The organism is Acinetobacter legionensis (assembly GCF_057165765.1).
In genome coordinates, this window is sequence record NZ_CM169896.1 from 366,224 (window position 1) to 388,413 (window position 22,190).

Consider the following 22,190-nt stretch of genomic DNA (forward strand, 5'->3'; position numbering starts at 1 on the left):
AGTTTTACAAAATTAAAAATGACAGAATTTTGACTTATGATTATAATCTAAACATATTTTTTAATAATAATTAACTCATTCAAATGAACAGCTTACTAAATAGCATTTATAAAATATTGGATCAGCTTGGACTAAACGCACAAAAACGAGCTTTGCATATCCAATTTAGCAATCCTAATTTGACTGCTCAAGTCTTCTTACAACGCATCGATGGACAACATGGTCTGAACCAAGGCGTGTCTATTGAATTGATTTGCCTTGCCACTTCGGCTGTGATTCCGCTTAAACAATTCATTGGTAGCCAAGTGGCCATCGATCAAGTCACAGATCATGGACAACTGTTTCGTAGTACAGGGGTGATTACCGAAGCAGCACAAGGGCAGAGTGATGGTGCACTGACGCTATATAAACTCAAACTCGAAGATGCCACTTCACTGTGGCATAAACGCCGTAACAGCCGAGTGTTTATGAATAAGTCGGTTGTTCAAGTCATAGAAGCGCTGTTTAAAGAATGGCAAGACAAAAGCCCACTCTTTGCCTCCAGTCTAAGCCTCGATAAAAGTGGTCTTAAAAAAGACTACGATATCCGACCATTCATTATGCAGAGCAATGAAAGTGACTATGCATTTTTAACCCGCTTGATGCGCAGTGAGGGGATCAACTGGCTGATTGATGAAGCACAGTTGATTGTGCCTAGTTCTGCGACTCAAATTCAACCACAAAAACTGCGTTTGGTGGATGATAATAACGAATACAAAGCGCTAGAACGAAGAAAAATTCGTTTCCAACGTAGCAGTGCCACAGAACAACAAGACAGCATCACCAGCTTTATTGGACAACGCAGCTTACAACCCACTGCTGTCCATGTACAACGCTGGCAAGCAGATGTGTTAGAGCAAGAAGAGGGTGCAGGCAGTGTTCAAAGTAAACATCAACATAGCCAAAACCAAAACAATGCCAGTCTTGGTTTAGAACAAGCTTGGCATATCAGTCCAGCATGGATTCAAGACCTGAATGGTGAAGATCAAGCAACCGCTTCAAATAACAATCAGATTGAAAAGATTAACCAAAACCTCAGTCATTATTACGATGCTCAATCCAAACAATTTATAGCCAATTCCACTGTACGCGATGCACAAGTGGGGTATTGGTTTGAGTTGAACGAACACCCAGAAATAGACCAACACAGTGGCTCAGATAAAGAATTTCTGATCACGTCAAAGACATTCTATAACCAGAACAACTTACCCAAAGACCTGAGCGAACAAATCAATCGCTTGCTCCAACAAAGTGATTGGGTCAATTCAAATGTAGACTCAAACAACCCAGAACGCCAAGCCAATCAATTGGTACTACAACGCCGTAATATCACCACTGTTCCTGAATACCACCCACTACAACATCGTCCTAGTACCCATCCACAACGAGCCAAAGTGGTTGGGCCAAGTGGAGAAGAAATTCATGTCGATGAATGGGGGCGCATTAAAGTTCGCTTCCTATTTACCCGTAATGAAGATCATAGTCATGATGGTGGTGCAGGGAGCAATGACAACGATACTGATTCCGCTTGGGTGGATGTACTGACCCCGTGGGCAGGTGAAGGCTATGGTGCGCGGTTCTTACCGAGGATTGGTGAGATTGTCGTGATAGATTTCTTTGATGGCAATATTGACCGACCATTTGTGGTGGGGCGTATCCATGAAGCGCAACGAAGCCCAACGAAATTTGATGACAAAGGGCAATTGCCTGATACTAAAAAACTGGCAGGGATCAAAAGTCGAGAAGTTAAAGGCAGTGGCTATGGGCAACTTAGATTTGATGATACCACAGAGCAAATCAGCAGCCAGCTACAAAGCAGTCACGGTGCGAGTCAACTCAATCTCGGTAATCTGAGCCATCCTAAAGAAACTGATACCAGTGAAGGACGAGGCGAAGGCTTTGAACTAAGAACAGACCAATGGGGAGCGTTACGAGCTGGGCAAGGCCTACTACTGAGTACCTATGCTCAAGACTCAGCTTCAGGTAATCATCTTGATGCAACTGCGGCGAAAAGTCAGTTAGAAAGCAGCCTAAATAATTCTAAGGCCTTAAGTGAAGTTGCCAAGAATCAGCAAACTGATCCTTTAGAAAATTTAGATCATTTGAAATCTTTTATTTCATCTTTGGAAAAAGGTGAATCCCGTGAAGCAAAAAATCAAGCAGATATCTTTAAGCAAGCCCTGATGTTATTGGCTTCACCCAATTCGGTTGCGCTTGCTACTAATGAAGATCTACATCTTTCTGCCGATCGACAAATCTATGAAACTGCGGGTGATAGTATCAACCTAAGCACACAAAAGGCTTTGATTGGGCATGCCAGTGCTAAGATCAGTCTTTTTGCGGCACAAGAAGGGGCAAGATTATTTGCAGGGAAAGGTAAAGTTGAGATCCAAGCACAAGGCGATGGTGCGGATTTGATTGCACGTAAAGGTATTCAAATTATTTCGACCGAAGACAAGATCGAGATTAAAGCGGATAAGAAAATTATTTTGATTGCAGATGGTTCTCAAGTTGAAATTAGTAGTGCAGGTGTCTTACCGACCACTGCAGGTAAGTTTGAGAGTAAGGCGGGGCAGCATAAGTTTTTGGGTGGGGAAAGAGTTAACTTTGAAATTCCTTTTCTACCAAGTAAGAATATATACTCTCATCAGTTTATCTTAAAGAATAAGCAAGGTGAAATCATGCCGAATACTAGTTATGTTTTAAATGGAGCAAATGGGAAAAAATTTAAAGGTAAAACAGACAAAGAGGGTAAAACAAATAGGATTTATACAGCTGAGCAAGAAAAATTTAGCTTGGATGTGGAACTATAATAATGAATGAGAAAAAATATATTACTGAGATTAATCAGCCTATAACAGAAATTGAAGTTAATGAGTATTATTTAGTTATTGGTACAGAGGCTAATGCTTCATATGCATATCAAAATGCAAAGATAACATTCTCCTCGAAATCGGCTAAACATCAATATTTAACAGGCCCTAATTTAGACTGGGGACATGCTTTTTTTTATGTTGTAGAAAATGATGATGTTTTTAGTTTTTTTAGTTTTGGCCCTAGCGCTGGAAAGAAGCTTGGTGAAAATAAAGTAATTGGAAATGCTTCAACATGTCAATATCCGATTGGTGAGGTAGCTCAATTATATGTTCTAAATATTAGTGAAGATGACGCAAAAAAAATAAAAAATGAAGTAAGTAAAATGTATGAGAAATCAAATAATCATTTTTATAATCATGAAACAAATGAATGGGAGCAAAAGAAATCAAATGATAAAAAATATAGAGCAATTACCAATGAAACTTGTGCAAAAGAAGCTTATAGAATTCTTTCAGATATTTTAGATAAAAAAATTCCTAATGCCTATGGCTATGTAAAAATGTATGGGATATCGAAAAAGGCTATATGTCCATTTGCATGGAATGAACATTTATTTAATTCTAATTTAAAACATTATAGTTACCCAGAGTATCCAAATGTAGGAAAAGCAAAAGAGCTATTAGCTGCATTTAAATTTAAAATAAATAATGAGGAGGAAGATTTGAAATATACTTACTTTTTAAGAACAGATTCAGCTAATAATATGAATTATGGTGTTATGGTTCCTGAGTTTGATGATGAGAATACTACAGACTGGTTTTTAAGTGAGGGTGATGAAGATCCTCTCAAAATATACTCATATTTTAATGGTTAGATAATGTATTATTTTAAGTTGATAAGTTTATTATTGTTTTTAATATTTAATTCAACTGTAAATTCCAAAACAATGGATGACAAGATGATTGATAATACTATTATGTTGATAAATGAAATCACAAGAGTGGGTGAAACAGAAAAGTGGAATAGTAGTCTCTTCTTTGAGGGAGCTTTGAAAGTGCATGTGCTAAAAGATGGAACTTTAACTGATAGAGGCGTATACGTTTTATCTAAAAATAAATTTGGTTATCCAGCCACAATCAAAGTCTTAAACTTAAATGATAAAGAGAAAAAATATAAATTTGTTTTTTCCCCATCAAATCAACCTGTGTTTAAAAAACCGATAAAGGCTGTTGTAAAGTTGTTAAAAGAAAATAATATTTTCTTTAAATATTCGGAGCTGGTTGAAAAAGAATCAGCGATTTACTCTAGTCCGTACAGCCCAAATACATTATATAAACATATATTTGGTAATCAAAAAAATAATTCTATAATATATGAATTTTATTCATCAAAAAATGAAATTGAAAGTCAAATAAACTATGTTAGGCTGGTTGTTCTATTTGGTGGTGGAGATAAGTAGTATAAATTTTTCGTTAAAAACGAAATTTAATTAATGACAATAAACCCGCCGAAGCGGGTTTATTGATTTACATATTCGGGTAGTTTGGACCACCGCCACCTTCCGGTGTTACCCAAGTGATGTTTTGAGATGGATCTTTGATATCACAGGTCTTACAGTGAACACAGTTCGCAGCATTAATCTGGAAGCGCTTAGAACCGTCATCATTTTCCATAATTTCATAAACACCAGCAGGGCAGTAGCGTTGAGCTGGCTCATCCCATTTTGGTAAATTGACATTGACTGGAATAGAAGCATCCGTCAGCTTTAAGTGAGCTGGCTGATTCTCTTCATGGACAGTATTCGATACAAATACAGAAGATAAACGGTCAAAGGTTAATTTACCGTCTGGCTTTGGATAGGTCGGTTTAAATGTCGCAGCATCTACAGTTTTTAATGCACTAAAGTCAGGTGCAAGGTCATGTAAGGTAAATGGCACTTTAAAGATATTTTGATCGATAAAGTTAAATGCACCACCCATCCATAAACCGAATTTATGCATTGCTGGACCAAAGTTACGTGAACGATGTAACTCTTCTTTTAACCAACTGTTGTTGAATTTGTCCGTATATGCAGTTAACTCTTTGGCAAAGAAATCCTCGCCTTCAGTGACACGCGCAACCGCTAAATCGCCACCTTTCTCATGACCCGCTTGGATTGCTTCAAATACAGCTTCACCGCACAACATACCCGATTTCATCGCAGTATGAGAGCCTTTGATTTTAGCAAAGTTTAAGAAACCTGCATCATCACCAATTAAGCAACCGCCTGGGAAGGTTAGTTTAGGTAGAGAGTTTAGACCACCTTTAACAACTGCACGTGCGCCATAAGAAATACGTTTACCACCTTCAAGATATTGCTTGATCAGTGGATGTGTTTTCCAACGTTGCATTTCAGCAAAAGGATACATGTGTGGATTTTCATAAGATAAATCGACAATCATACCCAAGGTCACTTGGTTGTTTTCAGCGTGATATAACCACCAGCCGCCTGAAGAACCTGTTTCTGCCAAAGGCCAGCCTGAACCATGCATTACTAAACCAGGTTTATGTTTAGCAGGGTCGATTTCCCAAAGTTCTTTGATCCCGATACCGTAATGTTGCGGATCAGCATCTTGATCTAAGTTGTATTTTGCAATCAGACGTTTACCGAGGTGTCCACGACAACCTTCTGCAAAAATTGTGTATTTTGCATGAAGCTCGTAGCCAGGAGTAAAGTTGTGCGTCGGTTCACCATCTTTACCAATACCCATATCACCAGTTTGGATGCCTTTTACAGAACCATCTTCATGATAAAGGATGTCTGAAGCAGCAAAGCCCGGGAAGATAGAAACTTCTAACTCTTCCGCTTTTTGACCTAACCAACGCACTACATTACCCAATGAAATAACATAGTTACCATCATTGTGCATAGTTTTAGGAACCATCCAGTGTGGTGCTTCTTGTGACTTTTCGGCAGACATGAGGAAATAAGTTTTGTCCTCAGTCACAGGTACATTTAAAGGTGCACCTTGTTCTTTCCAGTCAGGGAAAAGTTCATTGATTGCACGAGGTTCAAGTACAGCACCAGAAAGGATATGCGCACCAACTTCAGAGCCTTTTTCAACCACACAGACGGAAAGGTCTGGAAGATTGTTTTCAAGAGCTAATTGACGAATTTTAATCGCAGCAGAAAGACCCGCAGGGCCTGCGCCTACGATCACTACGTCAAACTCCATCGATTCGCGTTCGATGTGTTCCATGTAGGACTCCTCATATTTCTAAGGGTGGCAACCGTGAGCATTTATTGGGAATTAATAAATCGGTGCTGCCATGAGTGTTCTAAAAATTCCGTGATACGAATTAACGCTCGTACCAATAATATATTTTGCGCTAGTATAGTTAGAAACCCTAATCTAGCCAATTGGCTGAGTCGTATTATTTTTAAGTCAGCAAGGCATAAACCATGGTAAATCAAAATAATTCAACATCAGCGGCTCAAAATCAGCCAGATTCTGATGATAAAAACTTAATGAGCATTGCACAATACTTAAAAGATGTACAGGCGGGTCACAAAAGGTCAATACCCCCTTTAGAGCAGTGGCAGCCAAAGCATTGTGGCAAAATGGATTTGATAGTAAAAGCCAATGGAGAATGGTGGCACGAAGGTCAATTGATCAAACGCCAAGCGCTTTTAGACCTGTTTACAAAAGTACTTTGGAAAGAAGATGGAAAGTTCTATTTAAAAACCCCAGTTGAACAGATTGAAATTCAAGTTGAGGATGAACCTTTATTGGTCAATCAAGTTGATCAGGTGAATCTCGATGGGCAGGTCTATCTACAAGTGACCACCACCAATCAAGACATTACACTGATTGATCCAGAACACCCTATATTTATGCGTGAATATCAAGGTGAGTTAAGACCTTATGTACATATTCGTTTCGGGATAAATGCCTTGATTCAACGTTCTGCTTTTTTTCATCTGATTGAATATGGGAAATTGCTTGAAAATGAACAAGGAGATACCATTTTATCTTTAGAAAGTGGTGATTTTCACTTGCAATTAGGGACTTGAGGTTTAATCTTGTTAATTATTTTTACCGTATGCCAATAGTGGATCAAATGAGCGCGATTCTTCCTCTCTCTCCTCTAGAAAATCCAATGCCAAAAGCCTTGGCAGATGCCCCGATTGGTATTTTTGATTCAGGTATCGGTGGGCTTTCTATTGCACAGGAAATTGCCAATTATTTGCCAAATGAACGTATTGTTTATTATGCCGATACTGCACATGTCCCTTATGGCCCACGGACGGATCAAAATATTCGTGAATTAACTGCGCAAGCAATCGAGTGGTTATATCGTCAAGGTTGTAAAATCGCAGTTGTGGCATGTAATACCGCTTCAGCATTTAGTCTGGATTATTTACGTGATCATTATGGTGAAAACTTTCCTATTGTTGGGCTGGTGCCTGCTTTAAAGCCAGCAGTGCTACAAACCCAGTCTAAAGTGGTTTCAGTTTTGGCTACACCTGCCACTTTTCGTGGAAAATTGATCAAAGATGTGATGCAGCGTTTTGCAGAACCTGCCAATGTTGAAGTACTGACGATTACCAATCTTGAACTGGTTCCCTTGATTGAATCTGGACGTTATAACAGTTTGGAATGCAAACATAGCCTGCAAAAGGTTTTAGATCCAGTCATTGCCAAAGGTTCAGATTATTTGGTGTTGGGTTGCACCCATTACCCTTACTTAAAACAAAGTATTCAAGAATTATACGGCCCTCAGCTTAACTTAATTGATTCTGGATTAGCGGTTGCACGACAAACGGCGCGTATATTGTTAAAAAATGAGTTAATATCAAGTAGCTTGCAAGAAAAAGGGGTGCGTTTACAATGTTTTGTGAGTGGGGAAAATGCAAAACAATTAGAAAATGTCATCAAACATCTCATACAACCAAAAATTACATGGTCTGTAGAAAATATTGTTGAAAAACTCGGCTAATTCTTTCAATATTGAACAGATTTAATATATTTTCATAAGTGTAGGGCATATCCAACTTAAAGCTCATGGATGGATTTAAGTAGGGTGTGACAAGAATGGGTTAACCTATGCTCGATAAACGGTATCAAGTTTTTATTACAACATCTGGCAAAGAAATGCAGCCAGAACGGATGGTCGTGTCACAAACCCTTATAGGGATGGGTTTTTTTTCTTGGGGATTAGAACAACGGACACCATTAAGTACCGCATTTGCACGTCGTCAGATAGATGACTGTGATTACGTTTTATTGTTGTTAGGGAGTCAGTACGGTGAACAATCTGTTTCAGGGGTGAGTTATTTACATCTTGAATATATTTATGCGGTGACCAAACAGAAACCAATTATTGTATTTATGCATGAGAGTCCTGAATTTCGCGAACCGCATTTAAAAGAAGAAAGTACGCTGCTAAAAGAAAAGTTTAATGAATTTAGACATCAACTACAAAAAGAAGTTGAGCAAGTCGTTACTTATCGAACTTTACGAGATTTAGAACTTGCGGTACGTTCATATATGCCACAAATGCTAGAGCGCTATCCTGTTGTAGGATGGGTAAGACCTCAGAATATTCAAGTCCTACAAGATGAGATTGATCGTTTAAAAGCGAAGTTGGCGCATATTTCCGTAGAGCAAGGGAAAAAAGAAGCAGATCCATTTTTAACTTTACCCAAAGTTTCATTACATGAAGTGTTTAATTTTGATTATCGAATGCATGCCTATCAAGATGGTAATTTTAAAGAGTTATCGCCAGCGCGTGAGATGACTTGGGCTGAGCTGTTAAAAATCTTATCAGTTGAATTTAGACAACCGACGTCTGAGGATTTTTTCTCTAAAGTCTTAAACGAATATTTGAATAATACGGGTTTAACCGACGCACAAGTGGTGATGCCACGTGCCCATGCTGTGTCTAGAGCGCAGATTAATGTGCGTTCATTGCATACGATTAAGCAGCAAGTCCGTCAAAATGAATGGATCATTCCTGTGGGGCGTGATGATCGTCAGCGTATGCTATGGCAGATGACAGATAAATGCGTAAAATTACTTGAAAATTCACAACGTATTAGCAGTCGCTCTTCAATTTTTTAAGTTAAATAAATTGAGTGAGTCAAGATAAAAAATTTTGTTTAGATAAAGACTCTGTTAAGCTGATCATACGAGATAAACTATTGTGTAAATCGGGTGAAAATGTCTTTATCTAAACCTAAAGTTCTGATTATTATTGCCAATTTAGGGACACCAGATGCGCCTACAGCTCCAGCTGTTCGGGCTTTTTTAAAGCAGTTTTTATCAGATCAGCGTGTCATCGAAATTCCCAAAATTTTATGGGCAATTATTTTAAATGCATTTGTTCTGCCTTTTCGACCAACGCGTGTTGCTGAAGCTTATGCACAAGTCTGGTCAAATGATTCACCTATGCGTGAAATTCTATTTGAACAAGTTGAATCGCTACAAAAAAAATTAATAAGTACCAATGCTGATTTAGATTTAGAGATTGTGCCAGCAATGACCTATGGGCGACCAGGTATTGATGCTGTATTGAATGATGCGAAAAACAAGCAGTATGACCATATTATTCTTTTTCCGTTATTTCCACAGTATTCGGCAACATCAACCGCCCCTTTATATGATGCCGTTGCACAATGGTTGTTAAAGCAACGCAATATCCCGGGTTTAAGTTTTATTCGAGATTATTATCAACACCCACTTTATATTCAGGCGCTAGCCAACAGTGTGCGTGATTATCAGCAGCAATATGGACCAGCCACTAAACTGTTGATGTCTTTTCACGGGATCCCACAGCCTTATGCAGATAAAGGTGATCCTTATGCAGAGCGTTGTCGTATCACTGCACTTAAGGTGGCACAGCTGTTGAATTTAAGAGACGACCAATGGGCGATCAGTTTCCAATCCCGTTTTGGCAAACAAGAATGGGTAAAACCTTATACCGACCAGCTCTTACAAGAGTGGGCAGTGCAAGGTGTTGAATCTGTTCAAGTGTTAAGCCCTGCATTTTCGGCAGATTGTTTAGAAACCTTGGAAGAGCTGGCGATTCAAAATGCTGAATTATTTTTAAAAGCAGGGGGCAAACACTATGCTTACATTCCTGCATTAAATAGCCGTGCGGATCATATTGACTTATTTGAGCAACTTTTACAGACTCAATTGAATACACTCAAGTTTCATTTACAGGTATAGGGTTTTTTAGGAAAATTATCATGTTACAAGTCAAGATTGTACCCGTTACTGCATTCGCCCAAAATTGTTCTATTGTTTGGGATTCGGAAACCAAAGAAGCGGTATTGATTGATGCTGGTGGTGAGCCTGAGAAATTAAAACAAGAAGTTGAAGCATTAGGACTGACAGTCAAAGCATTGTGGTTAACACATGGTCATTTGGATCATGCTGGTGCGGTAGGTGCATTGGTCAAAGAATGGAATGTGCCTGTGATTGGTCCGCATAAAGAAGACCTGTTTTGGTTAGAAATGATTCAAGAAGTATCTGCCCGTTATGGTTTTCCAGTGCCTGAGCCTGTTCATGTCAATCAATGGTTAGAGGGTGGTGAAAAGTTAATGCTAGGCGATGAAGAGTTTGAAGTGCGTTTTGCACCTGGACATACGCCTGGCCACGTCATTTTTTACAATGCCAAAAATGGCGTGCTTTGGACAGGAGATGTGCTGTTTAAAGGTTCAATAGGCCGTACTGACTTTCCAAGAGGTAACCATCAACAGCTCTTAGATTCGATCCAGCGTGAATGTTTTACCCTGCCAGATGAAACTCAATTTATTTCAGGGCATGGTCCGATGAGTACCATTGGTTTTGAAAAGCAGCATAACCCTTTTGTGGCAAGCAAAGCAGGTTAAGTATTCATTGTCTGACTTCATTATAAAAAATAATTAATAATAAAATTGTGAAGTCGTAGATGATTTATTCATCATTGTTTTTCTAATTCAATATTTTATATATGATTAAATGCACGATAAGCCACTTAAATAGTCATGTAAATTATGCTTAGATAAATCGATTAAAGAACAGTGTTTATATTTCTTATTTCACAATAAAGCTTTTAGACATTACTTAATCTATCATTGAAATAAGAGGGACTATTTGCATGATAATATTCAAGAATAGTTGTATTCATTGAAATTAAGTTACTTAATTATTTTAAATCATTTTTATTTTATCATTTCCAATTTGAGTAATAAGATTATAGTTGCAAATAAAATCCCGATTGCTAGAAGAGAAAAATCAAGAATATATACTCCAATAAAAGTAAAAAATACACATAAAATTGCTAAGAGAGCGACAAAAAATTTTAAGCCTATTGACACCTTGACTACTCCACCTTTCATGATGAGTTGAAACTGATTAGACTTTATACAAGTGTGAAAACAAGCTGTATGATATCGCGATATATTCAAAAATAAATGCTTATTGTAAAGTGTAATTGTAAGTTTTTTTAAAATTTTCTAAACAAGAATAAAGTATAGGTAATTAAAGTAAGTGTAGTTTGCTGAAGCTTTTCAGAAAGCTTCAGAATCCTCTGCTTGAGGTGCATCTTCTGTAGGTAATGTATAGTCTCCATTGGCCCAAGCACCTAAATCAATGAGTTTGCAACGTTCAGAGCAAAATGGACGAGATTCATTACCCGCCCAAGTAGACGGTTCGCCGCATCGAGGGCAAGGAAAAGTTTTAGACATATGGAAATCCTCATTTAAAAAAGCAAAAGTCGCAAAGAGTTGTTAAACTTGTGAACGATTTCTTGTTAGTTTGATCTGATTATGTCGATTCGTCAATTTCAAGCACAGCGTATGCATGCTCCTCGTGATTTTCAATGTATTGAAAATAACCCAATTTGTGTAGAAATTGGGGCAGGAAAGGGCAAACATGCTTTGCTCTTTTCTGAACAGCACCCTGAACTGAAATTGATTGCGATAGAAAGAACCCGTGAAAAATTTATTGCCATGCAAAAACAGCATCAGCTGGAAGGTCAAACAAATTTAACTCCTATTCATGCTGATGCATTACCGTGGGTGGTGCATGCACTTTATCCCTATCAGGTACAACAGTTTTTTATTCTCTATCCAAATCCAGAACCGCATAATCCTGCGCAACGCTGGTTAAATATGCCTTTTTTTGAATTTCTGATTTCCAGATTATCGGCAAATGGCAGCATCACTTTAGCTAGTAATATTCCTGAATATATTGCTGAAGCGGAACAGCAATTAAAAAATGTTTGGAAGCTACCTTATGAAAAGCAAGCGATTGCGTCAGATTCAGCACGTACGCATTTTGAAATTAAATATTTAGAACGAGGTGAATTGTGTCAGCAATTGATTATTGCTAAACCTGAGCATTATCAAACACGTTTCGATATTGTTCAGCCACGCCAAGGTAAAACTGTTGAAACCCTATCAGAATCAGAGCCATCTGATGCCAATTAAGAAAATAGCTATCATTGGGGCAGGCCCGGCAGGCTTGATGGCTGCAGATGTTCTTAGTCAATATACTGAGGATTATGAAGTTCATGTTTTTGAACAGAAACCTTCTGCTGCACGTAAATTTTTGATGGCTGGAAAGACGGGGCTGAATATTTCCCATGCAGAAGCATTTGAACAATTTATTCAACGTTATGATCATGGGGAATGGTTAAGACCTTGGGTTGAAAAGTGGGATGCAACTTGGATTCAAAATTGGATGCATCGCTTAGGAATTGAATCCTATGTGGGAAGTTCAGGACGAATTTTTCCTGTAGAAATGAAGGCCGCTCCTTTGTTACGTGCTTGGTTAAAGCAATTGGCAGTGCAGTACGTTCAATTTCATTATCGTCATCAAATAACCGATTTAAAGCAGCAACAACTCGAAATTCTTGATCTCAGGAACAATCAAGCACAGCAGTTAGATTTTGATGCGATTATTCTGGCGTGCGGTGCTGTGTCATGGTCACGTTTGGGCAGTGATGGCGCATGGCAAAAGTGGTTGCCTGCTTCTGAAATTGAAGCGTTTCAAGCGAGTAATGCCGGTGTGGTTCGGGCATGGTCAAACTATATGCAGCCTTTATTTGGTCAGCCTCTTAAACGCGTAGACGCTTGGGTAGATAATTCTGCAAAGACACAAGGTGATATTGTGATTACCCATTATGGACTAGAAAGTGGCTTAATCTATAAGCAGGGGCGATTATTACGTCAGTTGGTACAGCACAATCAACCCCTGTCGATTTATTTAGACTTGTTACCTGATCAAACTGTTCAACAACTTACTCAGAAATTGCAGCCGTCCAAAAAGCAATCCAGTACCAATATCTGGCGCAAAGCAGGTTTAGATACAGTTAAAGCGAATCTGATTCGTGAATTGGTGGATAAATCGGTTTGGAACAACCCAGAAAAATTAGCACAACAGATTAAGCATTTAAAAATTGAGTTAGAAGGATTTCGCCCCATTGAAGAAGCAATCAGTTGTGCAGGGGGTATAAAGCAAGCCGTATTAACTCAGCATTTACAACTTAAATCCAATCCCTCTGTATTTTGCTGTGGTGAAATGCTGGACTGGGATGCTCCGACAGGAGGATATTTGTTAACTGCGTGTTTTGCGACAGGGCGTGCTGCGGGTGAGGGTGTACATCAATATCTCAATACATGAGATTAGGCAAAAAAAATGATGGTGTTTTGATTAAAAATGCGACTTTTATGCTAGTTTGATGCTATTGCCAATAGCCTTTGAAATAGGGAGATTTTCTCAATGTCTGCTGAAAAAATATATACAGGAAGTTGTTTGTGTGACGGTATTCACTATGAGATTCATGGTGAAATTGGAGCGGTGATTGAGTGTCATTGCCAACGTTGTCGTAAAGCCAATGGTACAGCATTTGCGACCAATGCACCAATTCAAAAAGCAGATTTTAAGATTACCAAAGGTGAGGAATTATTGAAAAAATTTGCATCGACAGCAACAACAACACGTTGTTTCTGCCAAGAATGTGGCTCACCAATCATCAGTATTAAAGCAGAAACACCAGATACCTATCGTTTAAGAATTGGAACTTTAGATACAGCTTTAGAACAGAAGCCAACAATGCATATTTTTACTGCTTATAAAGCAGAGTGGGATACCATTTGCGACGGTTTACCTCAATATGATGAGCGTCCATAACCGTGTAGAAAGGGATCGAATAGATCCCTGACTTAATTGTATTGTTGTTATTTTGCAGTTAAAGCATTGCCTTCAAATTTGATGCCATTCCAGCCATTTTGCATAAATTGGCGAATGTTCTGATGGTCTGTTGCATCAGGCGTTGCTAAAACAGCAGCATAATGCTCTGCAAATAGATTCAGTGTTTGTTGTTGATCTAAATCATTTAATTGTGCAAAAGAAAAAACTTTAGCACTGCCTTGGTTCTCTGTGGCAGCATTATGCTGTTGACCATTTTGAAATGCAGTCGGTGTGTGGGTATAACGAGCTTCAATATGACTGATGACATCTGCAAATTTTGCATCGCCTGCTTGAAGTTGTTTCAATAATTCTTGAGCCATGATGTGAAAATTCCGTGTTAAATTGTGCCAATATCATAGCCTATGGTTAAATAATTCAGTAATGCTATTTAATATTTTGAGATGGGCCATTCTTTAACCATATTTGCTAAAATAACAGCATCGAAATCCATAAAAATAGGTCGGTATGAATCGTCATAATATTAAAAATAAAGATTCAAACTTTATTTTGAGCCTGATCGTTCTTTTTGCTGAACGCCCATTATTATTAAAACTACGCCGTATCTTGATGGGTTTTATTCCTTTTCTACAGCTACAAAGTCAGGTCAAGAATCTTGTGTATTTGTCGTGGTTGGTGGATATAGATCAAGTTCGTTCACGCTATCCACAGCCTATTCAGTTATGGGAAAAGCAAGGGAAAACGATTTTTACCATACTGATATATCAGCATGAACATTTTGGTTTTTCTTTTTTAGGTCCATTACGTAAATTGATGCCATCACCGAAACAAAGCAATTGGCGCTTTTATATTGCCCCTATACAACAGGATAAAACGGTGATTTTCGAGCAAGTTGTGATTGACCAGCAGCTTTATGTTTTGAGTGGGCGTTTGGCAAGTGATGCGATGCCAGCACAATATGCAAAGAAATTTGTTCACCAAGTCTCTGAACAGCTGATTCAAACAGAGCTTGAACTTGATCCAGTTTATCAATTATCCAGCACGGTTCAAATCAATACAGATCCGCGCTTACCTGAGGCGTGGCAAAATTTATTCTCTTCATGGGATGAGGCCATTCAATATCTGGCTGAACAAGACCATGCATGGGTAGAATGGGTCGATCAACCTGAAAAACTATCACAAGGGGATATTGAAATGCCTTTTGATTTTAGTCAGGTTCTGCCTGCGCAAGTGCTTAATATTGCTTGCCCCTTGCTACAACAATGGGGTGTTCGTGAACAAGATGTATTTGCCTTTGTTGTGCCAACTTTGGACTTTTATGTCAGAAATGAGTTGCCACTTAAATTAGATCGTTAAGCTTCTCCATGTTAATCTGTGGATAACTATCCGCTTATACACAAGCTGCTTATAAACAAGCTGAGCTGTAAAAAATCGGATGGTGGGTAAATGCGTTTTTTAAAAAGTTTTAAGGATATCTAAACATGAATTGGCTATTGGTCGCATGCGGTGGGGCAATTGGTGCAAGTTTACGTTATGGTGCAGGGTTTATTATTTCTAAACCACATAGCCTATTCCCTTGGACAACATGGTCGATCAATATCTTGGGCTGTTTCTTGGCTGGGATTTTTTTTGCTTTTACCCAACGCTATCCTATTTTACAGAATGAAACTCGATTATTTTTAATGGTTGGAATCCTCGGAGGTTTTACAACTTTTTCCAGTTTTGGTCTGGAAACATTCCAGCTGATTCGGCAGGGACAGTTTCCAATTGCTTTGGCTTATACTGTTTCTAGTGTGATTGTTGGTGTGATCTGTTTAGCGATAGGCTTTTATATTTTTCAAATGCTTTTATCCACAAAATAATGTGCAATATTCAAAATGAAAAAGCCTAAGCTGAGGGAAGCTTAGGCTTAGACACAACATACAGTTCAATTAACGTTTAAAACGGGCAAAGCGTTTATTGAAGTTGGCAATACGACCTTCATTGCTTGCCTGACGAATTTCACCTGTATAGAAAGGATGTGAAGCACTGGATATATCGAGTGTGACATAAGGATATTGTGTGCCTTCATATTCTTTGGTGTTTGTTGTCTTGATCGTACTACCAATAACAAAGTATGCATTGGCATTGGTGTCATGAAATAACACTTGACGATATTCTGGGTGGATACCTTGGCGCATGGTTTTAACCTCTAATTATTTAAATATAGTGCAATGTTATAATATTGCATTTGGTTTGTAAAGTACTTCATTTGATGGGTATTCGTGTTGTCTAGCGGATTTGAAAAAAGTGAGATAAAAAAAAGAAGCCTAAGCAGGAGGATCTGGCTTAGACTTCAAATATAAGTTTAATGTAAAGCTCTATTCTTAAAATTAGATGAAGCGCATAACGAAATTTTTAAAATAAATGTGTTGATCCTGTCACTTTTAAATAAATTGGATGCAGTCGATTTCAATAAAAAACTTAGTCTTGTAAAGGCACCAGCTCTTCAAAGAGGTCTTTTAAATTATCATTGACTTTAAGTTGAATCAGATTCCAGTATTGGCCTGAAATTGTCCGATTTACCATTAAAGTATCTGGTGATGGTTTGAATACATCCCAATATTTTAACGATTTTTTCACCAGTTTGATGCCATCATGATGTGCTGAATTTTCAGCAAAATCATAATGTGTGGTCAATGGTCGTAATAAAATTTCAAGCCATGCCTCATATAACTCTACTGGAAATTTACCTTTTTCAGCTAACGCATCTAAAACGGTTAAATGCTCTTCAATCGTCACAATATCTTGTTTTCGTGCAGCTCTGACCAAGGCTTTAAAATGAGTAATGATTTCATTGGATAAGGTTTTTACACCACCAAAATCGTAAATGATCACACTGCCGTCTTCACGGAAAGCAAAGTTGCCAGGATGAGGGTCGCAATGGAAACGTTTTAAGAAGAAAATCTGTTGACCCAATGCCAATATTAAGCGTCGACCAATTTCATTGCGCACAGATAAATCCCAAGTACTTGCAGTCTCAATACTTTCACCTTTTTCAAGGCTTAGGGTTAAGATGCGACGACTCGAATAGTCTGTAAACACTTTGGGAATAATAATTTTTGTGTCCAAAGCTTGATGGAATGTTCTAAAAACTTGTAAGTTTTGTGCCTCAATTTCGTAATTGAGTTCTTCATGTAAGCTGTCTTGAATTTCTTTAAATAAGCGATCTTGTAATTTTTTATCTACTTTTAAAACACCCATTAAGCGTAATGCCAAACGAACCTGTTTTAAGTCACTTTCACATGCTTCATCTACCCCAGGATATTGTACTTTGACCACAACTTCAGTGCCATTTTTTAACATGGCTTTATGAACTTGGCCAATAGACGCTGCTGCGAAGGGTTGTTCCTCAAAATGCAGAAATGTTTGATCAATCGGTTTGCCTAGCTCGCGTTCTACTTGTTGTTTAATTTCGGCATATGGCATTGCAGGCGCTTGACGTTGCAATTTAGCGATTGCTCGTGCGACTTCAGGTGGAAAGATATCTTTATATTGCGAGGCGATTTGACCAACTTTCATCACAGCACCTTTCATTTCTCCTAAGGTATCTGCAATTTGAACACCAATATCTTGGAACAGCTTACTGCGGGCTTCATTTTTTTGTTCTTCATCCGCATTAAAGTTACGAATTGAATTTGATACCGTTTTCGTCGCGATACTTGCAGTCATACTCGCAAGTTTCATAAAGCGGCGACCTGGGGTACTGGTACTTTTCGACATTCGTAACTATCCTTTAATTGGGATTAAACGTTTAATTCATTTTGATCATAGGCGACTATTGTTAAACTGCCTACTCTAATTTGTTAAGCGTTTGTTTCTACTTGGCTATTTTTAATCTTAAAATATCCAGCATGCTATCGGTCTCTTCTCAGTGGTTTTGGATTAAAATATTCTTCAATATTTTAATCGTTGTTGGATTATGAAAGTTTATCGTTATTTAACGGGTAAGGATGATGTGAATTTCTGTGCACGGGTCAGTAAAGCTTTAAATGGCGGCTATGAGTTATATGGTTCTCCAACGATGACGTTTAATGGAACTGATGTCATTGTCGGGCAAGCCATTGTAAAAGAGGTTGGCAATGAATCTGAGATGTCTGAAAAGTTTCAGCAAGCCTATCAGCTTCAATCTGAGTAAAATAAAGTACACTTATAAAAAATAATGCTGTATTTAAACAGCATTATTTTTTAGCTAAACGCTTTAAACCAAATAAATCTAAATTAAGCCTGACTTAACCTTTTATTATTGGTATATAAGCGTGTCAGTAATAAAACACAGGCAATCGTGAGTCCGATAATCAGTCCTGTCCAGACCCCAGCTGCACCCATATCGGTATAACGTGCCAAATAAATCCCAACAGGGAAAGCGATGACCCAGTAGGCCAGCATGGTGATCCACATTGGGCCTTTGGTATCCTGCATTCCACGTAAGCAACCTGCAGCACTGACTTGCCATGCATCCATAAGTTGGTAACCAATCGCAAATAAAATTAAATATATTGCTGCTTGGGAAACATCATAGTCACTGGTATAAACAGACACAATCTGTGGACGAAGAATCAACAGGAGTAGCATGGTAATACAGGCGAATAAGGTACTGGTCATTAATCCAACTTTCTGCACTTTACGCATCGCATACCAATTCTTTTCACCATAATAAGTGCCCGTACGAATGGTCAGGGCTAAAGCCAATGACATCGGAATCATAAACAATTGCGATGTGATGGATAAGGCAATTTGATGTGCTGCAACGGTAACTTCACCAAGCGGACTAAGTACAATTGCACCTGTACTGAAAATACTGACCTCAAAGAAAATCGCCAAACCAATCGGCAATCCCAGTTTGAGAATGCGTTTAATCAGTACGCGGTCTATTTTCTCAAACATATTTAAGGGTTGTGTAGCTTGATAGCGTTTGGCTTTTAAAATATAGATGCTAATCGTGATGAACATGATCCACTGCAACAGGGCTGTTGCAAAACCACAGCCCGCACTTCCCAAGTGTGGAATCGGACCAAGCCCATACATAAAAATAAAATTGAGCGGAATTTGTACCACAAGTGCTACAAGGCTAATCACTGTAACTGGACGAGGATAGCCTAAAGCTTCTGAATAGCCGCGCAATGTTGAATACATGGTAAAAGCAGGCATACCAAAAGCAATTGCATGTAAAAACAAACTGGCTTTAGGCAATAAAGATTCAGGCACACCAACCAAAGGTAACAATAAAGGAATAATCTGTAAAATGAGCATACCAATAATACCCAGCAATAAGGCAACCCATAAAGACTGACGAACAATCGAAGGGATGTTTTCTGGAGTGCGTGCGCCATTGGCTTCTGCTACTAAAGGCGTAGTTGCGATCATGATGCCACTAAACAGCAGCATGACAGGAATCCATAAACCTACACCAACAGCAATTGCAGCGAGATCTTCGGGAGACATATGCCCAGCCATAATGGTATCAATCAATCCAAAGCCTGCCGCAGCAAACTGAGTGATTAATATTGGGAGCATTAAGTTAAAAAGTTGCTTTAATTCAAAGCGGGTAGTTGTGGCTTTTATCGATGCAGACACAGTAAATACTCGTTTTAAATGTGCTTAGAAAATAGATTGGTTAGCGTTGTAGAGTGAGAAGCACACCTATAAAAATCACCACGCCACCTAAAAGACGTTGCCAGTTGACTGGCGTTTTATCTGTACCCAGTAGTCCAAATTGGTCAACGATCATCGACATTGCAATTTGTCCAAAAATAATTAAGCCTGACAGGGTTAAAAAACCCAATTTCGGTGCAGTATAAATGCTCATACTGATTGCATAAACACCTAAACAGCCACCCAGCCAAAGATACCAAGGTATCACCGCTAAACTGGAAAGGGTTGGTCTTTGTTCAGCTTGTACAATCACCAAAATAGCGAGCAATAGTGTACCAACTAAAAAGGATAAAAGGGCAGCTTGTAATGGGGAATGAAGATATTCACGTAGTTGAGTGTTAAGAGCTGTTTGAAAGGTCATGGCAATGCCAATACCCATGGTGAGTGGTAAAAGGAACAATAATTGACTCGATATTTTCAGCATTCTTCTTCATCTACTTTTATTGTTAATGTTTAGTCTAAAGCAAATTGATGACTTGTTCTAATCGGATGGTAGAAGTCATGTTAAAATAATTACTCTCTAAACTTGTTCTGAGCTTTCTTTGACTGATTTAACACCTCAAAATATACCTTTGTCGCTTTATATCCATATGCCGTGGTGTGTCCGTAAGTGTCCGTATTGTGACTTTAACTCACATGCTGTACCTGATGGGAAGCTGTCTTTAGATTTAGAGCAAGAATATTTGCTAGCATTGGTTGAAGACTTTAAAACCCAAGTGGATTTTGCTCAGGGACGTAAAATTCATAGTGTGTTTATTGGTGGTGGAACCCCGTCATTGATTTCTGCACAAGGTTATCAGTGGCTTTTTTCCCAGTTAAAAGCTTTAATACCGTTTGAGCAGGATTGTGAAATTACTTTGGAAGCCAATCCTGGGACAGTTGAACATGATCCTTTTGCAGACTATTTAGATGTTGGGATTAATCGTTTATCGCTTGGGGTGCAAAGTTTTAATCCTGATCATCTAACAAAGCTGGGGCGTATCCATTCCAATGATGATGCTGTTTCCGCCATTCAACATGCCAAACAAGCGGGTTTTCAACGCGTCAACGTAGATTTGATGCATGGTTTACCAGAACAGACTTTAGAACAAGCCTTGTATGACTTAAAACTTGCAGTCGAAAATGGGGCAACCCATATTTCATGGTATCAATTGACCATTGAACCGAATACCGTTTTTTTCCGCACTCAACCTATTTTGCCTGTAGATGATGTTCTGGAAACCATTCAAGAACAGGGAGAACAATATTTACAGGCCAATGGCTTTATCAATTATGAAGTGTCTGCATGGCGTAAAGAAAAACCGTCATCACATAATTTAAATTATTGGCAATTTGGCGATTATTTAGCGATTGGGGCAGGGGCACATGGCAAAATTACCCAAGCTGATGGTGTATACCGTTTTCAAAAAACCCGTTTGCCTAAAGACTACTTAGCCAAAGTGCCTGCTGAACATTTGCAATTTAAACGTATTGAAAAACAAGACATGCCTTTTGAATTTATGATGAATGCTTTACGTTTAAATGAGGGTGTTCATGCCCACATTTATCCTGAACGTACAGGGTTGAATTTGTCTGATTTAGATCGGGTAATTGGTTCATTAAAACAGCGTAAATTGATGTTGAATGATGACGCACAGTTGGCATGTACAGCGCAAGGTCATGTATTTTTAAATTCTGTGCTGGAAGAGTTTCTATAAATCTACAGCATAAAAATTTAGCTTTTGTTATGATCTGACTTAAAACAATAATCTATTAAAAGTTAAGGTCATCACAATGAATAAGTTCCTAATCAGCATGTTATTTGCTGTGGCAAGCCTATCACTGGCATATGCAAAAAACGATGTTCCTCAATTTAGCGACTATCCTGTGAAGGCTGTGTATACAGGCAAGACCGCGAAACTTGATCTTTCAGATCCAAGTGCCAATATGTTCCGCACTCGACTAAGAGAAGCATTAACACAAAAACCAGATTTTGCCGGTGAATATGTCACCACCATGTGGGGCTGTGGCGGGGGATGTAGAGTCTATTCTTTTGTCAATAAACGTACGGGTCAGCTTTTAGCGGATGGCTTTGGTGGGGAGGAACGGACTGAAGATGTGGTTGCAACACGTCCAAACAGCCGTCTCTTGGTCACACAAGAAGAGCATATGAATCAAAACTATGAAGTGGATCAAGTGACTACACGTTTTTATGTGCTCGAAAAAAATCGATTTAAGTTGATTAAAACCATTACTCAACCCGCTTCTAAAACTCAATAGTAGGGGATGACAGAATTATCTGTTGGCTTTTAAACAGGTCAATTTTTAAAAGCATTAAAGCAAGCGCTTAAGGGCATTTTTAAGTTCAGGCTTTCAAGGATGGGCTTCTGCTACAAGTAAATGAATATCACTGTAGTGCAGCTTGCACTGTTATATTTAAAAAAACAAAGAGCGCCGTAGCGCTCTTTGTTTTTTCAG

At 38.5% G+C, this 22,190-nt stretch carries 23 protein-coding genes; 16 read left to right on the forward strand and 7 right to left on the reverse strand.

The features are described 5' to 3' along the window. The first annotated feature begins 83 nt into the window (after window positions 1-83). The 3 genes from AC2G3J_RS01685 to AC2G3J_RS01695 all read left to right on the forward strand — a co-directional run bounded on the left by AC2G3J_RS01685 (window position 84) and on the right by AC2G3J_RS01695 (window position 4,315). Entirely contained in the window at window positions 84-2,852 is a 2,769-nt protein-coding gene (locus tag AC2G3J_RS01685; RefSeq protein WP_483770577.1) for a type VI secretion system Vgr family protein, read from the forward strand. Window positions 2,853-2,854: 2 nt separating this feature from the next. Further along, window positions 2,855-3,730 (forward strand): hypothetical protein, encoded by an 876-nt coding sequence (locus tag AC2G3J_RS01690; protein ID WP_483770578.1) that lies wholly within the window; start codon window positions 2,855-2,857, stop codon window positions 3,728-3,730. A gap of 84 nt (window positions 3,731-3,814) precedes the next feature. Continuing rightward, on the forward strand, window positions 3,815-4,315 hold the full coding sequence (locus AC2G3J_RS01695) for a hypothetical protein (protein WP_483770579.1): 501 nt from the start codon (window positions 3,815-3,817) through the stop codon (window positions 4,313-4,315). A 67-nt stretch (window positions 4,316-4,382) separates the two neighbouring features. Here AC2G3J_RS01695 and AC2G3J_RS01700 read toward each other — a convergent pair whose 3' ends face one another. Then, window positions 4,383-6,095 carry an electron transfer flavoprotein-ubiquinone oxidoreductase gene (locus AC2G3J_RS01700; RefSeq protein WP_419358747.1) on the reverse strand — a complete coding sequence of 571 codons (1,713 nt, stop codon included), beginning with the start codon at window positions 6,093-6,095 and terminating at the stop codon, window positions 4,383-4,385. A gap of 203 nt (window positions 6,096-6,298) precedes the next feature. Between AC2G3J_RS01700 and AC2G3J_RS01705 the strand changes: the two genes are divergently transcribed. The 5 genes from AC2G3J_RS01705 to AC2G3J_RS01725 all read left to right on the forward strand — a co-directional run bounded on the left by AC2G3J_RS01705 (window position 6,299) and on the right by AC2G3J_RS01725 (window position 10,735). Continuing rightward, the gene (locus AC2G3J_RS01705; protein WP_483770580.1) at window positions 6,299-6,910 is read left to right on the forward strand and encodes a DUF1285 domain-containing protein; all 612 of its coding nucleotides are present in this window, start codon (window positions 6,299-6,301) and stop codon (window positions 6,908-6,910) included. A 47-nt stretch (window positions 6,911-6,957) separates the two neighbouring features. Further along, complete coding sequence (murI, locus tag AC2G3J_RS01710; protein WP_034616447.1) at window positions 6,958-7,836, forward strand: glutamate racemase; 879 nt, start codon at window positions 6,958-6,960, stop codon at window positions 7,834-7,836. A gap of 107 nt (window positions 7,837-7,943) precedes the next feature. Beyond that, entirely contained in the window at window positions 7,944-8,960 is a 1,017-nt protein-coding gene (locus AC2G3J_RS01715) for a DUF4062 domain-containing protein (protein WP_336953459.1), read from the forward strand. Between the two features lie 99 nt (window positions 8,961-9,059). Beyond that, complete coding sequence (hemH, locus tag AC2G3J_RS01720) at window positions 9,060-10,070, forward strand: ferrochelatase (protein ID WP_336953460.1); 1,011 nt, start codon at window positions 9,060-9,062, stop codon at window positions 10,068-10,070. A 20-nt stretch (window positions 10,071-10,090) separates the two neighbouring features. Beyond that, the gene (locus tag AC2G3J_RS01725) at window positions 10,091-10,735 is read left to right on the forward strand and encodes an MBL fold metallo-hydrolase (protein WP_483770581.1); all 645 of its coding nucleotides are present in this window, start codon (window positions 10,091-10,093) and stop codon (window positions 10,733-10,735) included. 660 nt (window positions 10,736-11,395) lie between these two features. Here AC2G3J_RS01725 and AC2G3J_RS01730 read toward each other — a convergent pair. Continuing rightward, window positions 11,396-11,572, reverse strand: a complete 177-nt coding sequence (locus tag AC2G3J_RS01730) for a DNA gyrase inhibitor YacG (protein WP_336953462.1) — start codon at window positions 11,570-11,572, stop codon at window positions 11,396-11,398. Window positions 11,573-11,647: 75 nt separating this feature from the next. Here AC2G3J_RS01730 and AC2G3J_RS01735 point away from each other — a divergent pair, with 75 nt between their 5' ends. The 3 genes from AC2G3J_RS01735 (at window position 11,648) to AC2G3J_RS01745 (ending at window position 14,021) form a co-directional block, all read left to right on the forward strand. Next, window positions 11,648-12,316, forward strand: a complete 669-nt coding sequence (locus AC2G3J_RS01735; protein WP_483771057.1) for a class I SAM-dependent methyltransferase — start codon at window positions 11,648-11,650, stop codon at window positions 12,314-12,316. Continuing rightward, window positions 12,306-13,511, forward strand: a complete 1,206-nt coding sequence (locus AC2G3J_RS01740; protein ID WP_483770582.1) for a TIGR03862 family flavoprotein — start codon at window positions 12,306-12,308, stop codon at window positions 13,509-13,511. Before AC2G3J_RS01735 ends, AC2G3J_RS01740 begins: the two co-directional genes overlap by 11 nt. Before the next feature lie 99 nt (window positions 13,512-13,610). Beyond that, complete coding sequence (locus AC2G3J_RS01745; protein ID WP_004816796.1) at window positions 13,611-14,021, forward strand: GFA family protein; 411 nt, start codon at window positions 13,611-13,613, stop codon at window positions 14,019-14,021. 47 nt (window positions 14,022-14,068) lie between these two features. Here the strand turns inward: AC2G3J_RS01745 and AC2G3J_RS01750 are convergent, their stop codons facing one another. Next, on the reverse strand, window positions 14,069-14,401 hold the full coding sequence (locus AC2G3J_RS01750) for a HopJ type III effector protein (RefSeq protein ID WP_336953464.1): 333 nt from the start codon (window positions 14,399-14,401) through the stop codon (window positions 14,069-14,071). A gap of 145 nt (window positions 14,402-14,546) precedes the next feature. Between AC2G3J_RS01750 and AC2G3J_RS01755 the strand changes: the two genes are divergently transcribed. Both AC2G3J_RS01755 and crcB read left to right on the forward strand, forming a co-directional pair. Continuing rightward, window positions 14,547-15,395: a DUF2071 domain-containing protein gene (locus tag AC2G3J_RS01755; RefSeq protein ID WP_483770583.1), complete on the forward strand. Its 849-nt coding sequence runs from the start codon at window positions 14,547-14,549 to the stop codon at window positions 15,393-15,395. 125 nt (window positions 15,396-15,520) lie between these two features. Beyond that, window positions 15,521-15,901, forward strand: coding sequence for a fluoride efflux transporter CrcB (gene crcB, locus AC2G3J_RS01760; protein WP_034616430.1), 381 nt, complete (start codon window positions 15,521-15,523; stop codon window positions 15,899-15,901). 69 nt (window positions 15,902-15,970) lie between these two features. Here the strand turns inward: crcB and AC2G3J_RS01765 are convergent, their stop codons facing one another. Together AC2G3J_RS01765 and AC2G3J_RS01770 are read right to left on the reverse strand one after the other, a co-directional pair. Beyond that, a complete protein-coding gene (locus AC2G3J_RS01765; protein ID WP_004816804.1) occupies window positions 15,971-16,219 on the reverse strand; it encodes a type B 50S ribosomal protein L31 in 249 nt (82 codons plus the stop codon). Between the two features lie 283 nt (window positions 16,220-16,502). Continuing rightward, complete coding sequence (locus AC2G3J_RS01770) at window positions 16,503-17,801, reverse strand: ABC1 kinase family protein (RefSeq protein ID WP_336953466.1); 1,299 nt, start codon at window positions 17,799-17,801, stop codon at window positions 16,503-16,505. 199 nt (window positions 17,802-18,000) lie between these two features. On the opposite strand from AC2G3J_RS01770, the gene AC2G3J_RS01775 reads away from it, so the two are divergent. Then, window positions 18,001-18,216 (forward strand): DUF1737 domain-containing protein, encoded by a 216-nt coding sequence (locus AC2G3J_RS01775; protein WP_483770584.1) that lies wholly within the window; start codon window positions 18,001-18,003, stop codon window positions 18,214-18,216. Window positions 18,217-18,299: 83 nt separating this feature from the next. Here the strand turns inward: AC2G3J_RS01775 and AC2G3J_RS01780 are convergent, their stop codons facing one another. Both AC2G3J_RS01780 and AC2G3J_RS01785 read right to left on the reverse strand, forming a co-directional pair. Continuing rightward, on the reverse strand, window positions 18,300-19,655 hold the full coding sequence (locus tag AC2G3J_RS01780; protein ID WP_419327720.1) for an MATE family efflux transporter: 1,356 nt from the start codon (window positions 19,653-19,655) through the stop codon (window positions 18,300-18,302). Between the two features lie 40 nt (window positions 19,656-19,695). Next, complete coding sequence (locus AC2G3J_RS01785; protein WP_336953468.1) at window positions 19,696-20,157, reverse strand: DMT family transporter; 462 nt, start codon at window positions 20,155-20,157, stop codon at window positions 19,696-19,698. 166 nt (window positions 20,158-20,323) lie between these two features. On the opposite strand from AC2G3J_RS01785, the gene hemW reads away from it, so the two are divergent. Further along, on the forward strand, window positions 20,324-21,430 hold the full coding sequence (hemW, locus tag AC2G3J_RS01790; protein WP_483771058.1) for a radical SAM family heme chaperone HemW: 1,107 nt from the start codon (window positions 20,324-20,326) through the stop codon (window positions 21,428-21,430). Between the two features lie 76 nt (window positions 21,431-21,506). Next, on the forward strand, window positions 21,507-21,992 hold the full coding sequence (locus tag AC2G3J_RS01795; RefSeq protein WP_419327718.1) for a hypothetical protein: 486 nt from the start codon (window positions 21,507-21,509) through the stop codon (window positions 21,990-21,992). The last annotated feature ends 198 nt before the right edge of the window (window positions 21,993-22,190 follow it).

Bases quoted from the DNA above. Each gene is read 5' to 3' on its own strand.
- AC2G3J_RS01685 (WP_483770577.1), top strand. From the start codon at position 84: ATGAACAGCTTACTAAATAGCATTTATAAAATATTGGATCAGCTTGGA.
- AC2G3J_RS01750 (WP_336953464.1), bottom strand. From the start codon at position 14,401: ATGGCTCAAGAATTATTGAAACAACTTCAAGCAGGCGATGCAAAATTT.
- AC2G3J_RS01765 (WP_004816804.1), bottom strand. From the start codon at position 16,219: ATGCGCCAAGGTATCCACCCAGAATATCGTCAAGTGTTATTTCATGAC.
- AC2G3J_RS01700 (WP_419358747.1), bottom strand. From the start codon at position 6,095: ATGGAACACATCGAACGCGAATCGATGGAGTTTGACGTAGTGATCGTA.
- AC2G3J_RS01715 (WP_336953459.1), top strand. From the start codon at position 7,944: ATGCTCGATAAACGGTATCAAGTTTTTATTACAACATCTGGCAAAGAA.
- AC2G3J_RS01785 (WP_336953468.1), bottom strand. From the start codon at position 20,157: ATGCTGAAAATATCGAGTCAATTATTGTTCCTTTTACCACTCACCATG.
- hemH (WP_336953460.1), top strand. From the start codon at position 9,060: ATGTCTTTATCTAAACCTAAAGTTCTGATTATTATTGCCAATTTAGGG.
- crcB (WP_034616430.1), top strand. From the start codon at position 15,521: ATGAATTGGCTATTGGTCGCATGCGGTGGGGCAATTGGTGCAAGTTTA.
- AC2G3J_RS01770 (WP_336953466.1), bottom strand. From the start codon at position 17,801: ATGTCGAAAAGTACCAGTACCCCAGGTCGCCGCTTTATGAAACTTGCG.
- AC2G3J_RS01745 (WP_004816796.1), top strand. From the start codon at position 13,611: ATGTCTGCTGAAAAAATATATACAGGAAGTTGTTTGTGTGACGGTATT.
- AC2G3J_RS01740 (WP_483770582.1), top strand. From the start codon at position 12,306: ATGCCAATTAAGAAAATAGCTATCATTGGGGCAGGCCCGGCAGGCTTG.
- AC2G3J_RS01725 (WP_483770581.1), top strand. From the start codon at position 10,091: ATGTTACAAGTCAAGATTGTACCCGTTACTGCATTCGCCCAAAATTGT.
- AC2G3J_RS01695 (WP_483770579.1), top strand. From the start codon at position 3,815: ATGATTGATAATACTATTATGTTGATAAATGAAATCACAAGAGTGGGT.
- AC2G3J_RS01775 (WP_483770584.1), top strand. From the start codon at position 18,001: ATGAAAGTTTATCGTTATTTAACGGGTAAGGATGATGTGAATTTCTGT.
- murI (WP_034616447.1), top strand. From the start codon at position 6,958: ATGAGCGCGATTCTTCCTCTCTCTCCTCTAGAAAATCCAATGCCAAAA.
- AC2G3J_RS01755 (WP_483770583.1), top strand. From the start codon at position 14,547: ATGAATCGTCATAATATTAAAAATAAAGATTCAAACTTTATTTTGAGC.
- AC2G3J_RS01795 (WP_419327718.1), top strand. From the start codon at position 21,507: ATGAATAAGTTCCTAATCAGCATGTTATTTGCTGTGGCAAGCCTATCA.
- AC2G3J_RS01705 (WP_483770580.1), top strand. From the start codon at position 6,299: ATGGTAAATCAAAATAATTCAACATCAGCGGCTCAAAATCAGCCAGAT.
- hemW (WP_483771058.1), top strand. From the start codon at position 20,324: ATGCCGTGGTGTGTCCGTAAGTGTCCGTATTGTGACTTTAACTCACAT.
- AC2G3J_RS01730 (WP_336953462.1), bottom strand. From the start codon at position 11,572: ATGTCTAAAACTTTTCCTTGCCCTCGATGCGGCGAACCGTCTACTTGG.
- AC2G3J_RS01690 (WP_483770578.1), top strand. From the start codon at position 2,855: ATGAATGAGAAAAAATATATTACTGAGATTAATCAGCCTATAACAGAA.